The organism is Frankia sp. CcI156 (assembly GCF_001983015.1).
GTDB lineage: Bacteria > Actinomycetota > Actinomycetes > Frankiales > Frankiaceae > Frankia > Frankia casuarinae.
Genome location: NZ_MOMD01000037.1, coordinates 71,093 through 90,629 on the forward strand (window position 1 = coordinate 71,093; position 19,537 = coordinate 90,629).

18 protein-coding genes are annotated in these 19,537 nt (G+C 69.6%); 7 read left to right on the plus strand and 11 right to left on the minus strand.

What is annotated here, in order from left to right; genetic code table 11:
* Positions 1–205: 205 nt before the first annotated feature.
* On the minus strand, positions 206–985 hold the full coding sequence (locus tag CcI156_RS14975; protein ID WP_083718560.1) for an SDR family NAD(P)-dependent oxidoreductase: 780 nt from the start codon (positions 983–985) through the stop codon (positions 206–208).
* 994 nt (positions 986–1,979) lie between these two features.
* Positions 1,980–2,846: a helix-turn-helix domain-containing protein gene (locus CcI156_RS14980; RefSeq protein WP_236707307.1), complete on the minus strand. Its 867-nt coding sequence runs from the start codon at positions 2,844–2,846 to the stop codon at positions 1,980–1,982.
* Positions 2,847–3,082: 236 nt separating this feature from the next.
* Here CcI156_RS14980 and CcI156_RS14985 point away from each other — a divergent pair, with 236 nt between their 5' ends.
* Entirely contained in the window at positions 3,083–5,359 is a 2,277-nt protein-coding gene (locus CcI156_RS14985; protein WP_076806342.1) for an MMPL family transporter, read from the plus strand.
* 281 nt (positions 5,360–5,640) lie between these two features.
* On the opposite strand, the gene CcI156_RS14990 is transcribed toward CcI156_RS14985, so the two are convergent.
* Complete coding sequence (locus CcI156_RS14990; protein ID WP_236701418.1) at positions 5,641–6,243, minus strand: NUDIX hydrolase; 603 nt, start codon at positions 6,241–6,243, stop codon at positions 5,641–5,643.
* A 398-nt stretch (positions 6,244–6,641) separates the two neighbouring features.
* On the opposite strand from CcI156_RS14990, the gene CcI156_RS14995 reads away from it, so the two are divergent.
* Together CcI156_RS14995 and CcI156_RS15000 are read left to right on the plus strand one after the other, a co-directional pair.
* Complete coding sequence (locus CcI156_RS14995) at positions 6,642–6,845, plus strand: hypothetical protein (protein WP_023841186.1); 204 nt, start codon at positions 6,642–6,644, stop codon at positions 6,843–6,845.
* A 131-nt stretch (positions 6,846–6,976) separates the two neighbouring features.
* Positions 6,977–8,074 carry an NAD-dependent epimerase/dehydratase family protein gene (locus CcI156_RS15000; protein ID WP_076806358.1) on the plus strand — a complete coding sequence of 366 codons (1,098 nt, stop codon included), beginning with the start codon at positions 6,977–6,979 and terminating at the stop codon, positions 8,072–8,074.
* 449 nt (positions 8,075–8,523) lie between these two features.
* Here the strand turns inward: CcI156_RS15000 and CcI156_RS15005 are convergent, their stop codons facing one another.
* Genes CcI156_RS15005 through CcI156_RS15015 form a run of 3 tightly spaced genes read right to left on the minus strand, consistent with a single transcriptional unit; the run spans position 8,524 to position 11,956 of the window.
* Positions 8,524–10,752, minus strand: coding sequence for an FtsX-like permease family protein (locus CcI156_RS15005; protein WP_076806344.1), 2,229 nt, complete (start codon positions 10,750–10,752; stop codon positions 8,524–8,526).
* Positions 10,749–11,435 carry an ABC transporter ATP-binding protein gene (locus tag CcI156_RS15010; RefSeq protein ID WP_011435265.1) on the minus strand — a complete coding sequence of 229 codons (687 nt, stop codon included), beginning with the start codon at positions 11,433–11,435 and terminating at the stop codon, positions 10,749–10,751. Before CcI156_RS15010 ends, CcI156_RS15005 begins: the two co-directional genes overlap by 4 nt.
* On the minus strand, positions 11,432–11,956 hold the full coding sequence (locus tag CcI156_RS15015) for a PadR family transcriptional regulator (RefSeq protein ID WP_023841185.1): 525 nt from the start codon (positions 11,954–11,956) through the stop codon (positions 11,432–11,434). The genes CcI156_RS15010 and CcI156_RS15015 overlap by 4 nt, the downstream gene beginning before the upstream one ends.
* A gap of 639 nt (positions 11,957–12,595) precedes the next feature.
* Between CcI156_RS15015 and CcI156_RS15020 the strand changes: the two genes are divergently transcribed.
* From CcI156_RS15020 to CcI156_RS27795, 3 genes are all read left to right on the plus strand, one after another.
* Positions 12,596–12,775: a helix-turn-helix domain-containing protein gene (locus CcI156_RS15020; RefSeq protein WP_035732570.1), complete on the plus strand. Its 180-nt coding sequence runs from the start codon at positions 12,596–12,598 to the stop codon at positions 12,773–12,775.
* Positions 12,776–12,858: 83 nt separating this feature from the next.
* The gene (locus tag CcI156_RS15025) at positions 12,859–13,800 is read left to right on the plus strand and encodes a hypothetical protein (RefSeq protein WP_023841184.1); all 942 of its coding nucleotides are present in this window, start codon (positions 12,859–12,861) and stop codon (positions 13,798–13,800) included.
* Between the two features lie 21 nt (positions 13,801–13,821).
* Positions 13,822–14,292 (plus strand): antirestriction protein ArdA, encoded by a 471-nt coding sequence (locus CcI156_RS27795; protein ID WP_023841183.1) that lies wholly within the window; start codon positions 13,822–13,824, stop codon positions 14,290–14,292.
* Here the strand turns inward: CcI156_RS27795 and CcI156_RS15035 are convergent.
* The 3 genes from CcI156_RS15035 to CcI156_RS15045 form a co-directional block, all read right to left on the minus strand.
* Positions 14,271–14,888, minus strand: coding sequence for a nucleotidyl transferase AbiEii/AbiGii toxin family protein (locus CcI156_RS15035; RefSeq protein ID WP_217697701.1), 618 nt, complete (start codon positions 14,886–14,888; stop codon positions 14,271–14,273). The two genes, CcI156_RS27795 and CcI156_RS15035, sit on opposite strands and share 22 nt — an antisense overlap.
* An 8-nt stretch (positions 14,889–14,896) precedes the next feature.
* Positions 14,897–15,406, minus strand: a complete 510-nt coding sequence (locus CcI156_RS15040; RefSeq protein ID WP_023841182.1) for a helix-turn-helix transcriptional regulator — start codon at positions 15,404–15,406, stop codon at positions 14,897–14,899.
* 99 nt (positions 15,407–15,505) lie between these two features.
* Positions 15,506–16,480, minus strand: coding sequence for a DUF4037 domain-containing protein (locus CcI156_RS15045; protein WP_254847446.1), 975 nt, complete (start codon positions 16,478–16,480; stop codon positions 15,506–15,508).
* Positions 16,481–17,984: 1,504 nt separating this feature from the next.
* On the opposite strand from CcI156_RS15045, the gene CcI156_RS15050 reads away from it, so the two are divergent.
* Positions 17,985–18,821 (plus strand): hypothetical protein, encoded by an 837-nt coding sequence (locus tag CcI156_RS15050; RefSeq protein ID WP_232235093.1) that lies wholly within the window; start codon positions 17,985–17,987, stop codon positions 18,819–18,821.
* Here the strand turns inward: CcI156_RS15050 and CcI156_RS15055 are convergent.
* Both CcI156_RS15055 and CcI156_RS15060 read right to left on the minus strand, forming a co-directional pair.
* The gene (locus tag CcI156_RS15055) at positions 18,802–19,074 is read right to left on the minus strand and encodes a hypothetical protein (protein WP_023841178.1); all 273 of its coding nucleotides are present in this window, start codon (positions 19,072–19,074) and stop codon (positions 18,802–18,804) included. The genes CcI156_RS15050 and CcI156_RS15055 overlap by 20 nt on opposite strands.
* Positions 19,068–19,537: ISAs1 family transposase (locus tag CcI156_RS15060; protein WP_139341515.1), on the minus strand; the 470-nt coding region annotated here is incomplete at its 5' end. The genes CcI156_RS15055 and CcI156_RS15060, both read right to left, overlap by 7 nt.

Below are 19,537 nucleotides of genomic sequence, written 5' to 3' on the forward strand. Positions count from 1 at the left end.
GGGCCGGTATCGGGATGAGCTCCGCCTGGCCGGCCCCCTTCGGTTGGTCCTCACAGGTCCGTGGGCGGAATGATGCTCCGGCGGCACCACCTGGGCGGCCTGCGGCCGGTGGCCGCCCGTCGGCCGCGGCACTCTCATCGTYGGTGTCGCTCACCCCCAGGGCCGGTCGGAGAGCCGGAAGCGGCCGGGTAGACCACGCCGCGGATCATCCGAAGACACCCGCCAGCCTGCGGTAGACCGACGGGATCGCACCGTGGACCCGCACCGCGCCGAGTAACCAGCGTGGCACCCAGATCTCAGCGTCGCCGCGTCCGGTGGCCGCCAGCATGCGCTGCGCGACAAGCCCGGCCGGTATGGGCCGGGGCCAGCGACGGACGTAGGGCGCGCCACGGCGGTGGAAAAATGGTGTGTCGACGACACCAGGTAGACACAGGGTCACCGTCACACCGCGACCGGCAACCTCGGACCGCAACGCGTCGGCGAAACCGAGCAGAGCGGCCTTGGTTGCGGAATAGGCGACCTCACCGCGCACTCCCAGCGCGCCGGCGATGCTGCCCACCAGCAGGATGCGCCCCTGGCCGCGGTCGAGCATGGCCGGCAACATGGCCCGGACCAGCATCATCGGCGACAGCACGTTGAYCGTGACCAGCTCCGCGATCGCGGCCGGGGACATTACCTCGAACGGGCCCGCCGCCCCGAGGCCTGCCGAGCACACCAGCAGGTCGACCTCGCCGAGAAGCTCGGTCGCCCGGGAGGAGACCATCAGTTCCGAGCCGGGACTAGACAGGTCGACCGCGATCCGGTGCCCCTCGGTCGCCGCGGCCACCTCGTCAAGCGCGGCCCCGTTGCGACCGACCAGCAGCGACCGGCATCGGTCCGCGGCCAGCAGCAGCGCGGCCTCCCGGCCGATACCGCTGGATGCTCCCGTGATGACGGCGGTCCGGGGCGGCCAGGTCGAGACGACCGAGCCGGCCCGTAGGGCCAGCCCGGTGAGAGATGTAGACACTCCGTTACCGAAAGCGGGGCGAGACCGGGTGCTCACGACACACCGCTTCCGGTCATTCCCCTCACGCCGTTCTCCCCCGCGGGCACTGGTTGCACGTCACCTACAACTTTCCCTACTCGTCGCCCCGCGTTGCGAGGTGGTCCGACCGAAGGTGATTCGGTGYGGTCCGCTGGCACGAACTCGCCGGCCGGATCGTTGCGTCGGCCACCCTGGCGGGCGGCACCGATCCGAACAGCCACTGCTCATCTCATCAACGCCGGGCTCCGGATCCGCGGCGCGTTGGTAACTCCGCGCCACCGGGCYCACGACTGCCACCATTCCACCGTCCCGTCGCCGGATCGTCCATGGTCAGATGGGCGACATCGGACGGCGGGGGCCTAGCGCGACTCCGGACTCCCTATCACACTCCCTCATCCCGACCGTCCGGCGTCGCCCGATATGACAGCGGTCCGATCGATTCGGAATCTGCTCTCGGAGACCTTCTTCCGGGGACTTCGAACTGGCTCCACATCGACGACTGGGTATTGCGGACTATTTACAACCGCATTGCCTCCGGAGGAAGGACGCGCCGACGACACCTTGCCGACTCGATGCCGGTACACGGCGTCAGGGTCATGGTCGGCCTGCTCCGACGCCAACACCCTCCCGTCAGTCCGATCCGGTCACCACAGGATCACCGGTCGCGACGGAGGCAAAGCCGCCGAGACCTACCTCCGGCGGCAGATGTGTCGACCCRTCCGCGGCGTGCGCCGGACAGGCGGAAGGCTCATCATCCAAACGCTGATCCATCCTCCACACGCGACCACCCTACCGCCCCAGACAAACAAGAGCGAAAGCGGCATTTGCCACGACCAAATAGACGGACCACCATCTACGAACGTCTGAAGAGTGAGATGAGGCACATGAACCGCGAAGGTGGGTGGATACGAAGGGGTGATGCACCGGATCGCTCACGGTCCGGCGCATACAGTCGTCAGTGGAGCCGGACGGAGGCCAGGTCCGGCGCGGGAGACCGGTGAGGCGCCGCGGCCTCCCGGCACGCGGGACGTTCTTCGTGCGCCGGGCAGGATGTCTCGACCGGACCCGCGTCGGCGACCGGAGCATCCCGTGACCCGGTCAGGTCAGCACCGGAGGGAGACCTGTCACTTTCATGCCCCTCATCACCCACCGCGCCGCAGCCGCCGGAACCAGCGGCGGAGACGGAGACGGAGTCGGCGGGATCGTCACCGAGAGCGGCGAGGGCGGCAGCCACGATCTCCCCCTGCTCCGCGGCGGAGACCAGCGGGGTGAATGTCCTCGATACCTGCGAGACAAGGACCCGGATGCGCTCGGAGCAGGTGACCGCCTCGCCCGCGCCGCTGCGGCGCTCCTCGTCGGCGCTGGTGGACTGCCTGGCGGCGGCCTGGGCACGTTCGATCGCCATCCCGATGATCCCCCCCCGCAGGGATCCGACCGCGCAGTACGCGCGCAGCAACCCGAGATGGGTGGGAGCCGGCCCCGCGAGCCCGTGCACGAGGGCCTGCTGCAGGGACAGTATGTCGCTCTTGCCGATCTTACGGTGAATCACCGAAGGGTCGTCGGCGAAGACGAGCAGCACGCCACCGGGGCCCGCCAGCGCCTCGACGAATCGCTCGATGATGATCCGGGGGGGCGGCGGCGGGGACTGCCGAACGAGATCGACAAGTCGACCCAACTCGGACACGAAGGGCTCCAGCAGAGCGTCGAGGATCGACTCCTTCGACGGAAAGTGGTAATAGAGCGCCGCCTTCGTCACTCCCAGCCGCTCGGAGATGTCCCGCACCGAGGTGCCGGCATACCCCTGTTCGCTGAAGAGGCTCATGGCGGCGGCGAGGATCCGCGATCTGGTATCGCCCCGTGGATCGAGCGATGCCGGATCGGGCGATGTCGGCTCGGTCATGGCGGCCATACACCCCCCCGATCGAGTCCGCGACGGATGTTACCCTCAACTCTACCTACTGAACGACCGGTAAGTTTCTCGGTAGCAATCAGCAGCAAATCGTCAGCATGACGTCGCAGGTAGCGACACCACCGATCACCAACGCCCGAGGGGAAACCGTGGCCTCGCTCGCCCGCTGGTGCTTCCGGCACCGTCGGCTCGTCCTGTTCCTGTGGATCGTCGCGCTGCTCGGGCTCGGCGGCATCAGCCAGGTGGCCGGAAGTAGTTACAAGGACGCCTTCTCCCTGCCCGGCACCGATTCGCAGAAGGCCATCGACCTCCTGCAACGCGACTTCCCGGCGGCGTCGGGAGACAGCGCCACCATCGTGCTGCACAGTGACAAGACTCGTATCACCAACCGTGCCATCTCCGATCGGGCCAGCGAGATGCTCGGCGAGCTCGCCAAGGTCCCGCACGTCACCGGGATCACGAGCCCATACGGGCCGCGGGGCGCCGCCCAGATCAGCAAGGACGGGCACACGGCCTTCGCGACCGTCGACTTCGACCTGCAGGGCATCGAGCTGCCCAAGGACGACATCCAGCGGTTCGTCGACACCGCTCGAGGCTACGGCGGCGACGACCTGCAGGTGGAGGCGACCGGTCAGATCGTCTCGATCATCGAGCAGCAGCAGCAAAGCTACAGCGAGCTGATCGGCATCATCGCCGCGGCGATCATCCTCTTCGTCGCCTTCGGCTCGTTGCTGGCCGTCACTCTGCCCCTGATCACCGCCATCATGGCCCTCGGGGTCGGCAGCATCCTGATCATCCTGCTCTCCCACATCCTCACGATCGCCGAGTTCAGCCCGGTCCTCGCGACCTTGATCGGACTGGGCGTCGGCATCGACTACGCCCTGTTCATCGTCAACCGGCACCGCATCGGCCTACGCGCAGGCAAGAGCCCGGAGGAGGCCACGGTCACCGCGGTCAACACCTCCGGGCGCGCCGTGCTCTTCGCCGGCATGACCGTCTGCATCGCGCTGCTCGGCATGTTCGCGCTCGGCGTGAGCTTCCTCTACGGCGTGGCGATCTCGGCGGCGGTAGCCGTGGCGATGACGATGACCGCGGCCGTCACCCTGCTGCCGGYCCTGCTCGGCTTCTACGGCATGAAGGTGCTCAACCGGCGCGACCGGCGCAGGCTGGCTGAGGAGGGCCCGGTGCACGAAAGCACCTCGGGCTTCTGGTGGCACTGGGCGAAGCGGCTGGAGGGGCGGCCCCAGTTGTTCGCGGTGGTCAGCGCGGTGGTCATCGCCGTCATCGCGATCCCGTTCCTCTCGCTGCGGCTCGGCTCGTCCGACCTCGGCAACGGCGACACCGCCAAGACCACCAAGCGCGGCTACGACCTGCTGGCCGAGGGCTTCGGACCGGGGTTCAACGGTCCGTTCAGCATCGTCGCCGAGATCCATTCGCCGCAGGACACGGCAAGCCTCCGCGCTGTGGTGGCGGCGGCCCGCGCGACACCAGGCGTCGCCTCCGTCTCGGCCCCGCGGCCGAGCCCAAACGGGCAGGCGGCGATCGCCACCCTGTACCCGACGACGAGCCCGCAGGCCGAGGCGACCTCGAAGCTGCTCAACCAGCTGCGCGACCACGTGATCCCGCAGGCGAACCAGGCCGGCACCGGCATCTACGTCGGCGGCATCACGGCCACCTTCGAGGACTTCTCCAGCACGCTGTCGGGCAAGCTGCCGCTGTTCATCGGGATCGTGGTTCTCCTCGCCTTCCTGCTGCTGGTAGCGGTGTTCCGCAGCCTGCTGGTCCCGTTGACCGCCTCGCTGATGAACCTGCTCGCGGTCGGGGCGGCCTTCGGCGTGGTCGTCGCGGTGTTCCAGTGGGGCTGGGGCGCATCGCTGTTCAGCATCAGCGGCGGCCCGGTCGAGGCGTTCATCCCGGTGATCCTCTTCGCGATCCTGTTCGGCCTGTCCATGGACTACGAGGTGTTCCTGGTCAGCCGGATGCACGAGGAGTGGACCGCGCGCCKGGACAACCGGATCGCCGTCTCGCTCGGCCAGGCCGAGACCGGCCGGGTCATCTCCGCGGCTGGCGCGATCATGATCCTGGTCTTCGCCTCGTTCATCCTCGGTGACGAACGAGTGATCAAGCTGATGGGCCTCGGGCTCTCGACGGCGATCCTCATCGACGCCTTCATCATCCGGACCGTGCTGGTGCCCTCGCTGATGCACATCTTCGGCACGGCGAACTGGTGGGTGCCGGCCTGGCTCGACCGGGTCCTGCCGCGGATCTCCGTCGAGTCCGCCGAGGATCTGGAGGAGATCCGGCACACCCCGCTGCCCGAGGACGCCGTCGCGGGCCGTCCCGCGGCCGGGGGGCCGGTCCGCCCGCTTCCCGGGCAGGCAGCCCGCGAGGAGCGGAGCTCACGCACCGGCGAGCCCATGCGCTGATCTTCACGGGACCACCCGAAACACTGCGGGACCACCCGAACAGTGACAGCCCGCGGGGCGTCCGCCTGGCCGGCGGGCGCCCCGCGGCGCTTGGCCTGCCGGGATCGGCCAGGATGGTGAGCCGGCCGAGGACACGTTCGTCGCCATCGAAGGAACCACGAGCGCGACCGCGACGGTACTGGGCACGTTGTTCCCCTGTGCCCGGGCCCGGTTGGGGGCGTGGGTGCGCAACCGTCACGCCAAACCGGCGGTGCGCCGGATCCTCACCGAGACGCCGGCGGTCATGCCTCCATCACCTCGTTCGCCAAGCTGGACATCATCACCGCACCACATGCGGGTGGCCCCGCGAGCACCTGAGCCGCGCCCGCGCCCCGAGCATCCGGTTCACCGAGCGACGCGACGCTCACCGAACCACCGACGGACTCGGGAATCTGATTACCGAACTCCAGATATCCGCTACGCTGCGGCACCCCCCGCAGGGCCGCGGCGGCACGGACCCGTCGCGCGTGCGGGGACGGCAGCAACCCGCCCACCTCGTCCACGGAGACGAACGCGCAGTTGATGATCTCGTCCATGTCCAGCCGGATGCGCTCCCGCCATGAGGCAGGCAGCACACCGCCGTCGAAGACGAAGGCCAGCATCTCGCTGTCGAGCCACCCGTCGTTAAGACATGGCGCCCAGTCGATCGCGAGCAGACCACCGATCGGTGGGGCGATACCGAGCTCCTCGGCGACCTCCCGTACGCACGCCGAGTAGGGCGATTCCCCCGGTTCGACAAAGCCTCCCGGAATGTCCCAGCCCGGCTTGTACGACGGTTCAACGAGCAGTATGCGGTCTTCTTCATCGAAGAACAGGACACCCGCCGCAGCGTAGGGTCGCGCCATCGGAGGTCGGTTCAAGCTCGCCTCGGTGCCGTGGTCAGGACGCTGCCGTGGGGTGGCCGGCGGCTTCGAGGACATCGCCGACCGCAGCATCAGACCGTCACCGGGTACGCCGGCCGGGTCCGACAGAGCCCGGTCGACTAGGGAAAAGTCAAGATCCTTCTTCATATTATCACACACTTCACATAGTACTGACGAACGGAATTGATGTTCCTGCCGCCGAGTGGTGGGCGACGCGGTGGACCACTAACGATAGGCGACCACGAAGGGACGCGACCCGCCAGCGTTTCGCGGAACTAAGGTAAAAATAATAAAGACGAACCGGCAAGGAGGGCGGGTGCGGTTACCCCGCCGATCCATATCCGCAACGCGGACCGGACGACGATACGACAGAAAGAATTGTGTCGATAGCGGTCGGTGACAGAGATGACCGGTCAACGCGGAACGGACCGGGAGAACGGGCCGAGGCGGAGCGCGGACCGGCCGTCTTCACCCACCTGCGCCGGCCGGCCGCCGAATGGGTCTCCCCCACGGTGATGGACGACCTCGCGGCAAGACCGGCCGCCTCCCTCGCGGCCGCCTCCCTCGCGGCCGCCTCGGAGTGACGGACGGCGCACCGCAACTCATCGAGAGCTGAGGGCTGCATCTGGACGCCCGTCGGCGGGTATCCGTTCCTCCGAAGGGAGACCGCTTCCCCCGACGGGGGATTCCCGGCCGACCGCAGGAGGTGGATGAGGTGGATCAGGTGAYGCCGACCCCGAGCAACCTGAAGATCGTCGTGGTGGGAGCCACGGGGAATGTCGGCACGAGCGTGCTGGCAGCCCTCGGCCGGTCGGCCGAGGTCGGCTCCCTGGTCGGGGTGTCCCGCCGCACCCCGACATGGACGGCGCCGAAGACCCGGTGGGCACAGGCCGATGTCGTCACGGACGACCTCGCCCCGCTGTTCCAGGGCGCCGACGTCGTGATCCACCTGGCCTGGTTGTTCCAACCCACCCACAACCCCTTGACCACATGGCGGACCAACGTCCTGGGATCCATCCGCGTGTTCGAGGCCGTTGCCCGAGCCGGCGTGCCCGCGCTGGTGCATGCCTCGTCGGTCGGCGCCTACTCGCCCGCCGCCCGGGAAGGCATCGTTGACGAGGGATGGCCGACCCACGGCTGGCCCGAGGCCGCCTACACCCGGGAGAAGGCGTATCTGGAGCGGGTCCTCGACACCTTCGAACGTGACTATCCGGGCATCCGGGTGGTACGGCTGCGGCCCGGGTTCATCTTCAAGCGGGAGGCCGCCAGCCAGCAACGGCGCCTGCTCGCCGGGCCGTTGCTACCCGGCCGGGTGGTACGGCCGGCAGCGGCGCCCACGCACCCCGCGACGGTCCCCGTGCTGCCGGATCTRCCGGGGCTACGCTTCCAGGTGGTGCACTCCTCCGACGTCGCGGACGCCTACCGGTTGGCGGCCCTGACCGGGGCCCGCGGCGCCTTCAACATCGCGGCCGACCCGGTGGTCGACGTACCCCTGCTCGCCGACATCCTCAATGCGAGAATCATCCGGATGCCGGCCGGCCTGGCCCGGGGCGCTCTGGCTACCGCCTGGCACCTGCATCTGGTGCCCGCCTCCCCGCAGCTCTTCGACGCCGTCCTGCATCTACCGATCATGGACACCACCCGGGCCCGGACGGRGCTCGGCTGGTCGCCCCGCCACGACGCCCGCGCCGCGATCGGCAGCTTCCTCACCGGCCTGCGCGAGGGCGCGGGCCTGCCCACACCCCCGCTCACGCCAAGCACCGCGCGGAGCCGGTGGGAAGAGGTCCGCACCGGCATGGGGCAGCGGGCCTGACGCGGGGCGCTACCCCTGTCGTAGGGGTTGACGGCCTGTTGGCGGTGGTCACGGTCGTGCGGCGACTGTGTGAGGCCCGGGCCGAGGTGGGCGAAGGAGGTATGTGGTGTCCGCAGAGGCTGCCGTGCCCCCCAGAGCCAGGAAGCACMGGCGAGCGTGCCGTCTTGGGAGGCGTTCCCGGAGGTGAACCGGGTGGTCGTCGGGCGTCTGCTGGGGGATGTGGACGGTGTCCACAACCCGGCCGAGTACAACGACCGCGTGCTCCTTGTACTCCTCGGTGAATCTGCGGCGTGTCRCGCCCATCGCTCGCTCTCCCGACGGATCGGACAGCTAATCCGGGTGTCCACCGAAGCGGGAACGGTCCAGGCGTCGCTCATCCACCGAATCCGGACGACAGACAGGGCAGGCCACAGTTGGGCTCCGTCGCGATGGGGGCGTGGCGGGAAGCATCAGCTGTTACGCGCGGTCTCCGAGCCTGTGATCCGCCTGAGCAGTGGAAGGGTCGAGGTGATGATTCCCAGCGCCGCGGCCAGACCGAGGACGACGAGCGTGTAGTACGCCTCGCCTGGCAAGATCAGATCGTATTTCATCTGGGATTTCAGGAACATGGCCGCCGCCGCGAAGCCTGTCCCGATCGCGAGGGCGGCTCCTGCCAGCAGCGGCAGCGCGCTTTCCAGGCCGATGACTCGTTGCAACAGCCGTAGGGGCGCGCCGGTGAGCCGCAGGATCGCGAAGGGGCGCCTGCGTTCGGACAGGCCCGCGACGATGCTGACGGCGAGGCTGGCGCCCGCGATCGGCAGGGTGGTCAGCAGCACCACGTTGGCCAGCTGGCGCCAGCTGGCCAACTCCTGTTGCTGGTGGGAGCCCCAGTCGTTGACCGTCCGGGCCATGTAGTTCGGGTAGGTCCTGGTCAGCAGGGTCCGGGTCTGCTCCATGGCCGCCGTCGACCCGTCGGTGGTCACGTAGAGCATCTGTACGGGCAGCGTGGCGGCCTGCTCCCGGGAGATCGCGGCGGAGGGCCACTGCTTGACGTTGTTCGACTGGACGTCGAGGAACGTGAAGAGCGGGACGGCCGCGACGCCCACCCCGGGTGGGCAGCGGCCGATGACCGGGATTTGCACCAGGTCGGTGCAGACCACCAGGCCGGGCGCCCATGGCCGGGGATCCGCCGGGTCCATTCCGATCCTGTGGGGGTTGGCGTGGACGATGCCGAGGCCCCGGAAGCCCGGGACTGCCCGGATGTCCGCGAGGAGCCGGTCCGGCACGGCGCCTGTCATCGGCGGGTCACCGGGCTGCGCACCGTCCACTACCGCGACCCGGGTCTGCGGATCACCGCTGAGCACCCCGCGGTTGTGGTTGATGGTTCCGATGACACTGACCGTCGCCGTGGTGACGAACAGGGCCAGGACCAGTCCGCTGACCGAACGGAAACCAGCCTTCGGGTCGTCCGCGAGCCGGCGCGCCGCGATCAGAGTCGCCGGACGGCTGGTACGCCGTGCGACTACCCGGGCGGCGGCCATGGTGAGCCACGGCCCCCCGACCACCAGGCCCAGCATCACCAGCAGGAAGCCGCCGAGGTAGGCCGCTGTCTGACCGTTGGTGGTCGCCGGGCGGCGATCGACGAAGAAGGCAAGTTCCCCGAGACCGGCCAGCAACGGGACCGGCCGCCAGGCCCGGGGCGGACGTGGGGTCACCCGGCGGGTCACGCCCAGCGGGGAGATGATGACCCGGCGCAGCGCGATACGAGCCGCGATCGCCGCTGCCACCGGGACACCCAGGGCGACCCCCAGAGTCTGGGACGCGGTGAGAGTCAGATCCTCGGCGAAGAAGCGGCTGCCGGTGAACGGCACGGTGGCGAGTACCGGGCGCAGCGCGAGGTAGAGGCCGAAGCCGGCGGCTGTGCCAGCGGCGGCTGCCAGTGCGGACTCGACCGCTGCGATCAACGAGATCTGCCCGGGAGTGGYGCCGACAAGTCGCATCGCGGCGTACCGCTGCTCCCGCGTCGCGGCGGACAGGCGGGTCGCAGTCCCGACGAAGATCAGAACCGGGAAGATCAGCGCGGCGGCCACCACCGAGAGGATGAGGGTCATGGCGTCACCGCGCACGCCCTCGCCGAGACATGCATCGTCGCAGGCGGGCGGCAGCGTGCCGGCGATGGTGGTGACCGCTCGTGCCCCGGGCGCGGCCTTGACCTCGGCCGGGRCGCGGCCGATGACCGCCACCAGCGAGTCCGGAGAGGCAAGCGCGGCGTTACCGATCCTGCCGACCATCCGGCCCGGGATGCGGTCGCCCAGCTGGGCCGCCGGGGTCTCGCGCAGCAGCGTGGCAAGCGCCGGCGAGGCGTAGTACTCGCCGGGGGCCGGAAGCCTGCGCAGACCCGGCGGGACGGGTGAGGTCGGTCCGGTGGCTGCGACGTCCACCTCGATGAGCGACCTGCCGTCGTAGAAGTCGCGGTGGGCCCGCCACCACAGAGGGTCCACCGAGGCCGTCTCGGTCCGGCTGRCAGCGCCGGTGTTGTACCAGAGTTGCCGGGCGTTCGACCGGTCGACGGCGCCCAGGCTGGCGAGCGTGGACAGCAGCAGCCCCACGCCGATGGCGACGGCAGCGATGATCATCACAAGCCGGGCGAGGGCGTGGCGGCCGCCACTGACGGCGAGGCGGAACGCGAAGGGGATCACGGGGCGATCCGTTCGGCCGCGAATGTGCTGGCCCTGCCGTCCCGGACGACGGCCTCCCGGTCGGCGTAGGCGGCGACCCGGGGCTCGTGGGTGACCAGGATGACGGTCGTGCCCTGCTCGCGGGCCGTACCCACCAACAGTTCCATCACCTGTTCGCCGGTGAGCGAGTCGAGTGCGCCGGTCGGCTCGTCGGCGAAGAGCACCTGGGGCCGGGCGACCAGGCCACGGGCGAGCGCGATGCGCTGCGCCTGGCCTCCCGACAGTTCGCCGGAACGGCGCCGCTGCATGCCGTCCAGGCCGAGCCGGGCGAACCAGGGCCGGGCCTGGGCGAGTGCTCCTGCCCGGCTGGTGCCGCCGAACAGCAATGGCAGAGCGACGTTCTCCTCGGCGGTCAGCTCGGGGACGAGCTGACCGAACTGGAAGACGAAGCCGAAGGTACGCCGGCGCAGTTCGCTGCGCCGGGCCTCGTTCATGGTGTCGATTCGTCGGCCGTTGAAGTGCACCTCCCCCGAGTCGGGGGTGAGGATGCCGGCCAGACAGTGCAGCAAGGTGGACTTGCCGGAACCGCTCGGGCCCATGATGGCGAGCACCTCGCCGGCATCGACGGTCAGGCTGGCGCCACGCAGGGCAGGGGTCTCACCGAAAGTGAGCGCAAGATCGCGGGCCTCGATCAGGACGGTCATGAGCGCACCACCTCGGCGATCGCGCCCAGCCGAGCCGTGGTCAGGTCGATCCAGCGCAGATCGGCTTCCAGATGGAACAGTCCGTAGTCGGCGAGCAACGCGTCGACGAGCGGGCCGGTACGCCGTAGCTCGGTCAGCTCGCGCATCCGCCGCAGGTGGGCAGCGCGCTGCGCGTCGAGGTACTGCTGGGCGTCGCGGCCGAGCATCAGCGCCAGCACGACCTTGGTGAACAGCACCGTCCGCAGGGAGGGTTCGGGCGCCACCGGCTCGGTCAGCCAGCTCTCGAACTCCGTCGCCCCTGCCTCGGTGATGACGTAGCGCTTGCGGTCGGGCCCGTCRCCGGGCTCCGCCTCGCCGACCATGACCTTGCCGTCGCGCGCCAACCGGCCGAGCGTGGCGTACACCTGCCCGAACGGCAGTGGCTTGCCTCGGCCGAAGAACTCGTCGTAGACGCGCTTGAGGTCATAGCCGTGACTCGGCTCCCGCTCCAACAGCCCCAGCAGGGTCAAAGGAACACTCACGAGGGCACTGTACGCTAGGAATATACTTCAAGTGTATACCTCGCGAGGATGCGGCGGTGGCCTGCGGCGAAGCGGACACCGGCATCGCTACAGAGGTGCAGGACGGGATGAAGTCGCCGGTGTGACCGGGGTCAGGTTCCCATCGTCGCCCGGCAGGCAGCCGCGTAGCCGCCAGTAGCGGGTCAGCAGCTCCGTAGTCGGCTCCGCTACGTCATCGCAATCTTTGGTGATCTCCGGACGTAGCGCGYCGCGGACAGATGGAGTTCCCAGACCGTGCCACCACCGCCGATGACGCCATGATCCCACCGCCCTGCCACCGGATCGCGCCCGCAAGGTCCCGGAGGCTCACCCAGGAGACCCACGCCCCGGCTACACCACCTGACCACCCCGRGCCAGCTCCACGCCGGCCGGACGGGGGGCTCGGGGGGTCGCCCCCCGGAAAACATCGCGGCCCGCCGGGAAGCCGACCAAAGGTCGGCAACCACGACGGGCCAGCTTGTGGACCTCCTCCGGAGATACTCCAACCCCTCTTGTGGGTACCTCCGCGATCTTCGGACCCTCTGCACCGTCCTAGACGAAGTCGACGAAGGCCCTCAGCCCGGCTTGCCGGGCAACACCGGCCGCGGGCGTCGTCCCACCGTGCGCAAGGTCACAGAGCGGCTCTCCCCCGCTGACATCGAGTCCCTGATCGATCTCTACCGGGCGGGCACGACCGCCCAAGCGCTCGCGGAGAAGTTCTCGATCGGCCCGACCTCCGTGAAGGTCCTGCTGCGCGAGCGGGGCGTACGACGAGGCGGCACCTCACCAACAGCAACCTGACCCGGCCGCGGAAGCCCGGYTGCCCTCGTGGCGGCCGGGCTTTCTGCTGCACCAGCAAGGTCAACTAAACAGGAACCACACCCATGGAACACGCACCATCACACGAAAGGATCATCAACCAGGAAGGCGCCCCACCCGCCGAGCAGTCATACGACGAGCGCCTGATCAGCCGAGGCATCGAGGCCGCCGCCCAGGAGAAGCGGCCCATCGACGACCGCACCGCGCGCTACATCGCCGGACAGCTGCACGGTGGTCAGGTCAGCGCCCTCTACAGCCTGGCCAGCACCGGCAACATTATCGAGGACACCGTCTACCACGAGTTGTACGAAGACCTCGAATCCCAGACGCCGGAAGTCGCCTCGTGGGTCGAAGCGCTGCGAACCTACTGCCAGGCCAGGCCCGACAAGGGTCCGGTGAGCGGCTGGGCCGAGCACGCCGCTCTCCTTGACCGCATCGAGGCCACGCGGGAGCGCACGCGGATGCTCGGCGGGATCGCCGTCGCCCCCGAACTGGCCGAAGCCGACGAGACGTCCAGGAAAGATCATTTCCTGCATCCAGACCGACTGAACGAACTGTTCGGCGAACCGCCGGACGAGGAGATCGGCCGCGCCGAGGAGCTGGGCTGGTTCGGCCTGATCGTCGACCACGGCACCGGCGGCGGCACGATCATCTCCCAGGACGAGCAGGGCTTTCGGTACGTCTGGGAGACGGAGGACGGTGAAGCCCTCGACCAGCGGTGGGAGGCCGTCCTCCGGGAGTACCGACGCTACGAAGACGCTCTTGTCCAGCTCGAACGACACGAGCAGGACGACCGGTGCGAACGGGTCGGCTACGCCTGCCCGGAGTGCGAAGAGCAGATCATCGAACACTCGGTCGGACTTGACGAGTCCACCTGGACGCACCAGGACGGCGGACCGCTGTGCCCCGTCGTCGGAGAYGGCGGCTACCAGCCGGCGCAACCAGGCCTCTGGCGGGACGGCGAGATCGTGCCCCTGGCTGAGCAAGCTGACGGGGACGACGCCTAAGGTGACGGACCCCGCGTCTACGTGGCCAGCCTCGCCGACTACACCAACGGCGAGCTACACGGCCGCTGGATTGCCGCTGATCATGATGTCGAAGACCTGGAGGGCGCCGTTGCCCGCATCCTGGCGACCTCACCAGCCCGGCGGCACGGYGAGGCGGCCGAGGAATGGGCCATCCACGACTACGAGGGCTTCGATGAGGAGGTCACGTCCACGCTGGGCGAGGGCCGTCGCTACGACCGTTTGACCCCGCCACCGTTCAATCTTGGTGCAGGGTCCCGAAATCACTGTCCGCCCAGTCGCCAAGCGGCTCCTGACCAGGGACGATGCCCAGTGAGTCTCCGACCGACAACATCATCYACCGAGCCGAACATGTGTTCCGTGGCTCTGGTGGGTCCGGACACCGCGGTCCGTCTGGTGACCGCGATCATGGGCACGGTCGAGCTGGAATCCGGATGGGGACCGGTCGTCACTCAGCCGCCGGTGATTTCCTGACGCCAGGCGGAGAAGAAGTGGCGTAGCCGGTCGGCGGCCGGGCCGGGCAGCCCCAGGTCGTCGTCGGTGAACCGGCCGATGGTTCCGATCATGTCGKCGAACACCCGCAGGTCGAAGCCGCCATCCTGGGCCTGGGCGAGGTGGACGAGCTCCTCCTTGGCGAAGACGTTCACCAGGTCGTACACGTCGGTGAAATCACGCGCCTCGGCTCGGCCGAACAGAGCGAGGGTCTTGCGGGCCGCCAGGTCGTGGGCGCTGAGTGTCGGGCCGAGTTCGGTGAGGGTGGGTGGTTCGTCCGGCGGGCTGTCGACGCCAAGATCCACGATCAATACCTCACCATCTGTCTCGACGACAAGTCTGGCGAAGCTGTCCGTGAGCTGGACCCGCCGAACGGCCCAGCCCTGCGAAGCCGCTGCGCGTTCGAACGCCGCCGCCGTGTCGGGGATCGATGCCGTGGGCGGGAGGGCGGTGAACAGATCGACGTCGCGGGTTTCGCGGTCGACGAGATCACGCACGATGAGCGCGGCGCCGCCCGCGACCGCGAAGCCCGCGCTCTCGGGCAGCCCGAAGAAGATCCGCGCAACCGCCCGCTGCAACGATGTGATCATCTGAAGGCAGCCCGTTCCCAGGCGCGCCGGATCGGGGCGGGAAGGACGAGCTCCGGCCAGGCGTCGGCGAGCAGTGCCCCGTCGACGTAGGCGAGGATGTCATCCGCCGTCCCCTCTCGCAGGACGATCTCGTACAGCCTGTGGCGCTGTCGGCGGTCGGCGAGGTCGTAGGTCCGGTCGGGGTTGGACCAGTTCAGATGGACAGGCAGGCGCACCCGTGCCAACGCCTGCCGTATCGGGAGCCGAGGCAGCCGATCCGGCACGGTGAACGGTCGCCCCCGCCCGTCCACCACGACCTCGAACGAGGGCACCGGCACCGCGTCGAGCCGGAAGCCCGCCGCCGCCAGCAGACGCGTCGCGGTCTCCAACGTCGGTGACTTCACCCCGTGCTCATAGGCCGCCAACGTCGGCCGTGACGTGCCCGCCCGCCGCGCGAGCTCAGCCCCGGACAGGCCCGCCTCCAGCCGCGCGGATTCGATCAGTCGGCCTGTCAGCGAATCCGCCATGCCCCCTCCACTGYGACCCCCTCCGCTACGGTCCTCTCCATCACGACACCAAACGTATCCGATGAGATACGCTACCCGTCTTTCGGTCCGTCCGCCGGCTCATTCGGCGTGGACCGTCATAAGCCACGCCGCCAGGCGGCCCGACGYGCCCGGGAGATGGCCGAGTAGGCCGTCAGGTCGATGTCCGAAACCGGTGAGGAGGGCTCGCAGCTGCGGATCGCTGATCGCATCGGTCAACGCACGGGTGAGGCGGTCAGCGCCGAGTATCTGGATGTCCCGGGTGTGAAAGCGGCGCGGCGCAGGGTCGACAGGCTCAGCCAGACCCAGCCGGTTCGTGACGTCGGCGAGGTGACTGGCCGCGGCACACAGCGCCGCCTCACGCTCCCGCCACCRCATCGCGCGCAGCGCACGGTGAWGGTACCGACCGACCTGGCCGCCGAGGGCCAGCTGCGCGAACGCGGTCATCAGCCACTTGTTGTACGGGGCCCACCGGCATTCGAGCAGAAACCCGATCCGGGCAAGGTCACGGGCCACCCGGGCCGCAAGCACGCGCGAGCCAAGATCGTCGTCCCGGCCGCCGGCGCGGCCGACGAACGGCTCCTCCTGGCTGACCCGCAGCCAGCCGGCCGCCAGGACATAGCGCCAGACATCATCGGGATACCAGGCCAGCGCCCGGCGCCGCGCGGTAAGAAGAGCGAGCGGGTCATGCAGAACCACGCCGCCCGTGAGACTCGCCAGGATCTGCGTCGGCGCCAACAGCCAGTCCGCCAGACCCATCCCGTCGGCGGGGTCGACACCGAGTCGATCGACGAAGAACGCTCGCGTGGTCGTCACCTCCACCTGGTGGTGCGGCCGGCCGTCATGTCGGTCGCTGTCCGGATAGATGACCGGGAAACCCTCGAACCGAGCCGGCAGCCTCTCCAGCGTGACGTTGACCGGCTCGGTGTCAAAGCCSGGCGGGACGAACAACTGCACACGAGGGCCRAAATCGTGGTCCGGGGAGACCTCGTCATCGAAACCGAGCACCTCGGAACCCTCACCGAGCAACGCCGCGGCATGAGGCACACCCGGCACCAGCGGCCGAACCGCCAACAGATCGCGCCCGCGGGGTTCCCGGAGGCTCGCCCCAGGAGGCCMCGGCCTTGGCCCACCCGGACACCACCGAACAGCCGCCCACCAGATCCATGCCGGTCGCACGGGGGTCCGGGGGTCCCTCCCGGAAAACATCGCGGCCCGCCGGGAGGCTGACCAAAGGTCGGCAACCACGACGGGCCGGCTCGTGGAGGTGGCGGGAATCGAACCCGGTCCGGAGCAGGGTGGCGACGACCGAGTATGAGCGGACATGCCCCTCTACCAGCACGTTAGAACGTGCGTACGACCGCGTACGAGTGATCGAATCGCGTCGTGGATGGGAGTGGCACGCCTAGCCTTCGCCCAGCAGAGCACAGGGGCACCGACCGCTGGCGGCCGCTTTCACAGACCTGTGAGGGGTGACGGAGCGTCAATAGCGACCGGGATCCTGGAGCAACCGACGGACTCGGTACCGGGTAGATGAGATGGCGGCGTGGCTCCTGGACGGCCGACGGGGGCCGCCGCAGGGCCCCACCGCCCCCGCGGCGCCACGGCGGCCTGCCTGGTGAGCCAGCCAGCGTCGGGGTCGTCATCGTGAAGGCGGCCGCGGCGGTCAGGTCGTGGGCGGCGGCGAGCGCCAGGGCGCCGGCGGCCGTTGGGTCGGGCGGGCTGTCGGTGGCGCTGGTCGCCGCCTTCGGCGCGGCGGCGAGCACGCCCCGTTGGGCGCGGCCCGGGAACGCGACAGCGCCGGGAAATGCCCACCCAGCACCTCCCTGCGAATGGAGAGGCAGGGCGCCGTCCCCCGCCAGTCGGCGGGGGACGGCAGAGACCCTGCCCGTCCCGGGGAACTACATGTGGTGCTGCGTTGCCATGGTCACGATGACCGTGATGATCCAGACCACCAGCCTGACCAGCCGCTCCTGATCGGCCGTGATCCCGCGGGCCAGCCGGCTCCGGTGATGCGCCATTTCCGCCTCCTTCCGTTCTCTGGGTTCGGAGGACCGAGAGAACGGTCCGCACCCTGATACGGCGCTCGGTCCAGCCCAGATCACCGCCGCTGGCGCGGATCTCGTCTGGCTGCCGGGGTCGTGGGATGCGGGAAGCGTCCTATTCCTCCACCCGTATACGTCGCCGGCGAGAGCCGAACCGTCCGCCGCGCCCCGGAGCAGTCAGTCCCTGACACTTGGACCTGATCATCTTTGATGGGCGCCGCTGATCGAGGTCGAGCTACTCACCGGATCCGCGCGGAGCTGGCGACGGCACGGGACGTCGGCGGCACGCGTCGGTCCGATCGCAGGGCGCGCTCGGTCCGCACAGTGGCGGGGCGCGATGTTGGCTCGGCGATCTGACCGGGGGCGGTGGCGACGATGTCGCGCGGGTCGAGGGCGGGTTCCTTGGCGATGCCCGGCGGGAACGATCATTCTTATGATCTCTCCCGGTGGGCGGCCTACGCTCACGGATGCAGGCTGTCGTTGGTCGCGAGAGGTGGGCGTGCGCTGTGTCTCAGGTGGCGAGGCTGGATCTGCGGTCGGGTTCTCATGACGAGGTCCTGGCGCGGGTCGAGCGGTCCCTCGGGGTGCGGCTGGACCGGGCGGCGGCGGTGCGCAAGCGGCGTTCGATCGGGCTGCCCAGCGACGCCGACACGTGGGTGCGTATCGAGGCGCGGCCGGTGTCGAAGGTGTCGGGGCAGGGCTGGAACGGGGCAGAGACCGTCGCCGCGCTGCCAGGAGTCGCGATGCCGGTCTGGCGTCAGGGCGTCTCGTGGGCTGAGCCCGAGGCGGGGTTGTTGTGGCGGGCGGACGAGACCAGCTACGTCGTGGCCCGGCCGGTGAAGCCGGGTGGCATCCTCACCGTCGATCCGGGGCTGGGTGATGGCTGGTGGTCGACGCTGGCCGGGTCGCTGACCGCGCTCGCCGCCGCGGCCACGACCCGGGTCGTGACTCTGCACACCGTGCCGATCAGCCAGGCGCGGGTCAGCGCGACGATCGGCCGGGTCTTCGGCGACCAGCTCGACACGACGCTCGACCGGTGGGTGCCGGCGCATGCCGATCTGAACTGGGCGAACCTGACCGCGCCGGACTGTGTGCTGCTCGACTGGGAGGACTGGGGCCTGGCCCCGGCCGGTCTCGACGCGGCGAACCTGCTCGTCAACTCGCTCGCCATCCCGGCGCTGGCCGAACGGATCCGCGACACGTTCGCTGCCGAGCTCGGCAGCCGCACCGGCCGGATCGTGACCCTGTTCCTGTGCGCGGACATCGTCACCGCACCGGCCGACTACTCCGGCCCGCTCCTCGACCCGGCACGTGTGCTCGTCGACGAGCTCCTCAAGGCGCTTCAGGCCTGAGCGAGGGCCGCGCAGCGAGCAGCTGCCGGTAGCGGGTGATCTGCCCGCCGTCGACCTGGAGGTCGACGGCGGCCGCGAGCGCCCGCAGGTGCTCGCTGCTGGTCGAGCCGACGGCGACGCGGGTGACCTGGGGTAGCTCGAAAGCCAGCCGGAACACCGTAGGCACGGCTGCGGCCTGCTGGCCGGGCCGCAGGAACGCCCCGGGGTAGGCGGGATGGGTGGCCAGGGCCCCGGCAAAGTTGTCGGTTAGCAAGCAAGGCTCTTGATCGTCTCTAGTGGTCGTTCGGGGCGCCGCGCGTGGTGTCGGATTGCCTGGGCRATGTTCGTGGCGCCGGTCAGGCGAASGATMGCGATCGCCAGGTTGCGCAGGCTGGCCATGACCTGGGGAGCGTGGCCGGTCCGGACCTGGCTGAGGTCCTCCCCGAAGGTGACGTCGCGGACCCAGTGCAGCCGGTTCTCCACGAGCCAGTGCTCGCGGGCGTAGGTGGCCAGCAGCGTGGGGCTGGCCTGGTGGGTCGGCAGGCTGGTGACAAGGTAGACGATCTCGGTCGTGGCCGGCCCGTCGGCGAGCGGCTGGCGGCGGCGGGTGACCTGCACTGCCTGCACGGCGTGCGGGAAGAGTAGTCCCGCGCGGACCTCGGTGGTCTTCACGGTGCGCCGCTCGCGGCGGCCGTGGCCGCGTTCGACGGTGCGCGCGGCGGTCTTCACCCGGCGCC

Coding starts and splice junctions, on each gene's coding strand:
- CcI156_RS14980 (WP_236707307.1), bottom strand. CDS start 2,846: ATGAGCCTCTTCAGCGAACAGGGGTATGCCGGCACCTCGGTGCGGGAC.
- CcI156_RS14990 (WP_236701418.1), bottom strand. CDS start 6,243: ATGGCGCGACCCTACGCTGCGGCGGGTGTCCTGTTCTTCGATGAAGAA.
- CcI156_RS15010 (WP_011435265.1), bottom strand. CDS start 11,435: ATGACCGTCCTGATCGAGGCCCGCGATCTTGCGCTCACTTTCGGTGAG.
- CcI156_RS15040 (WP_023841182.1), bottom strand. CDS start 15,406: ATGGCGGATTCGCTGACAGGCCGACTGATCGAATCCGCGCGGCTGGAG.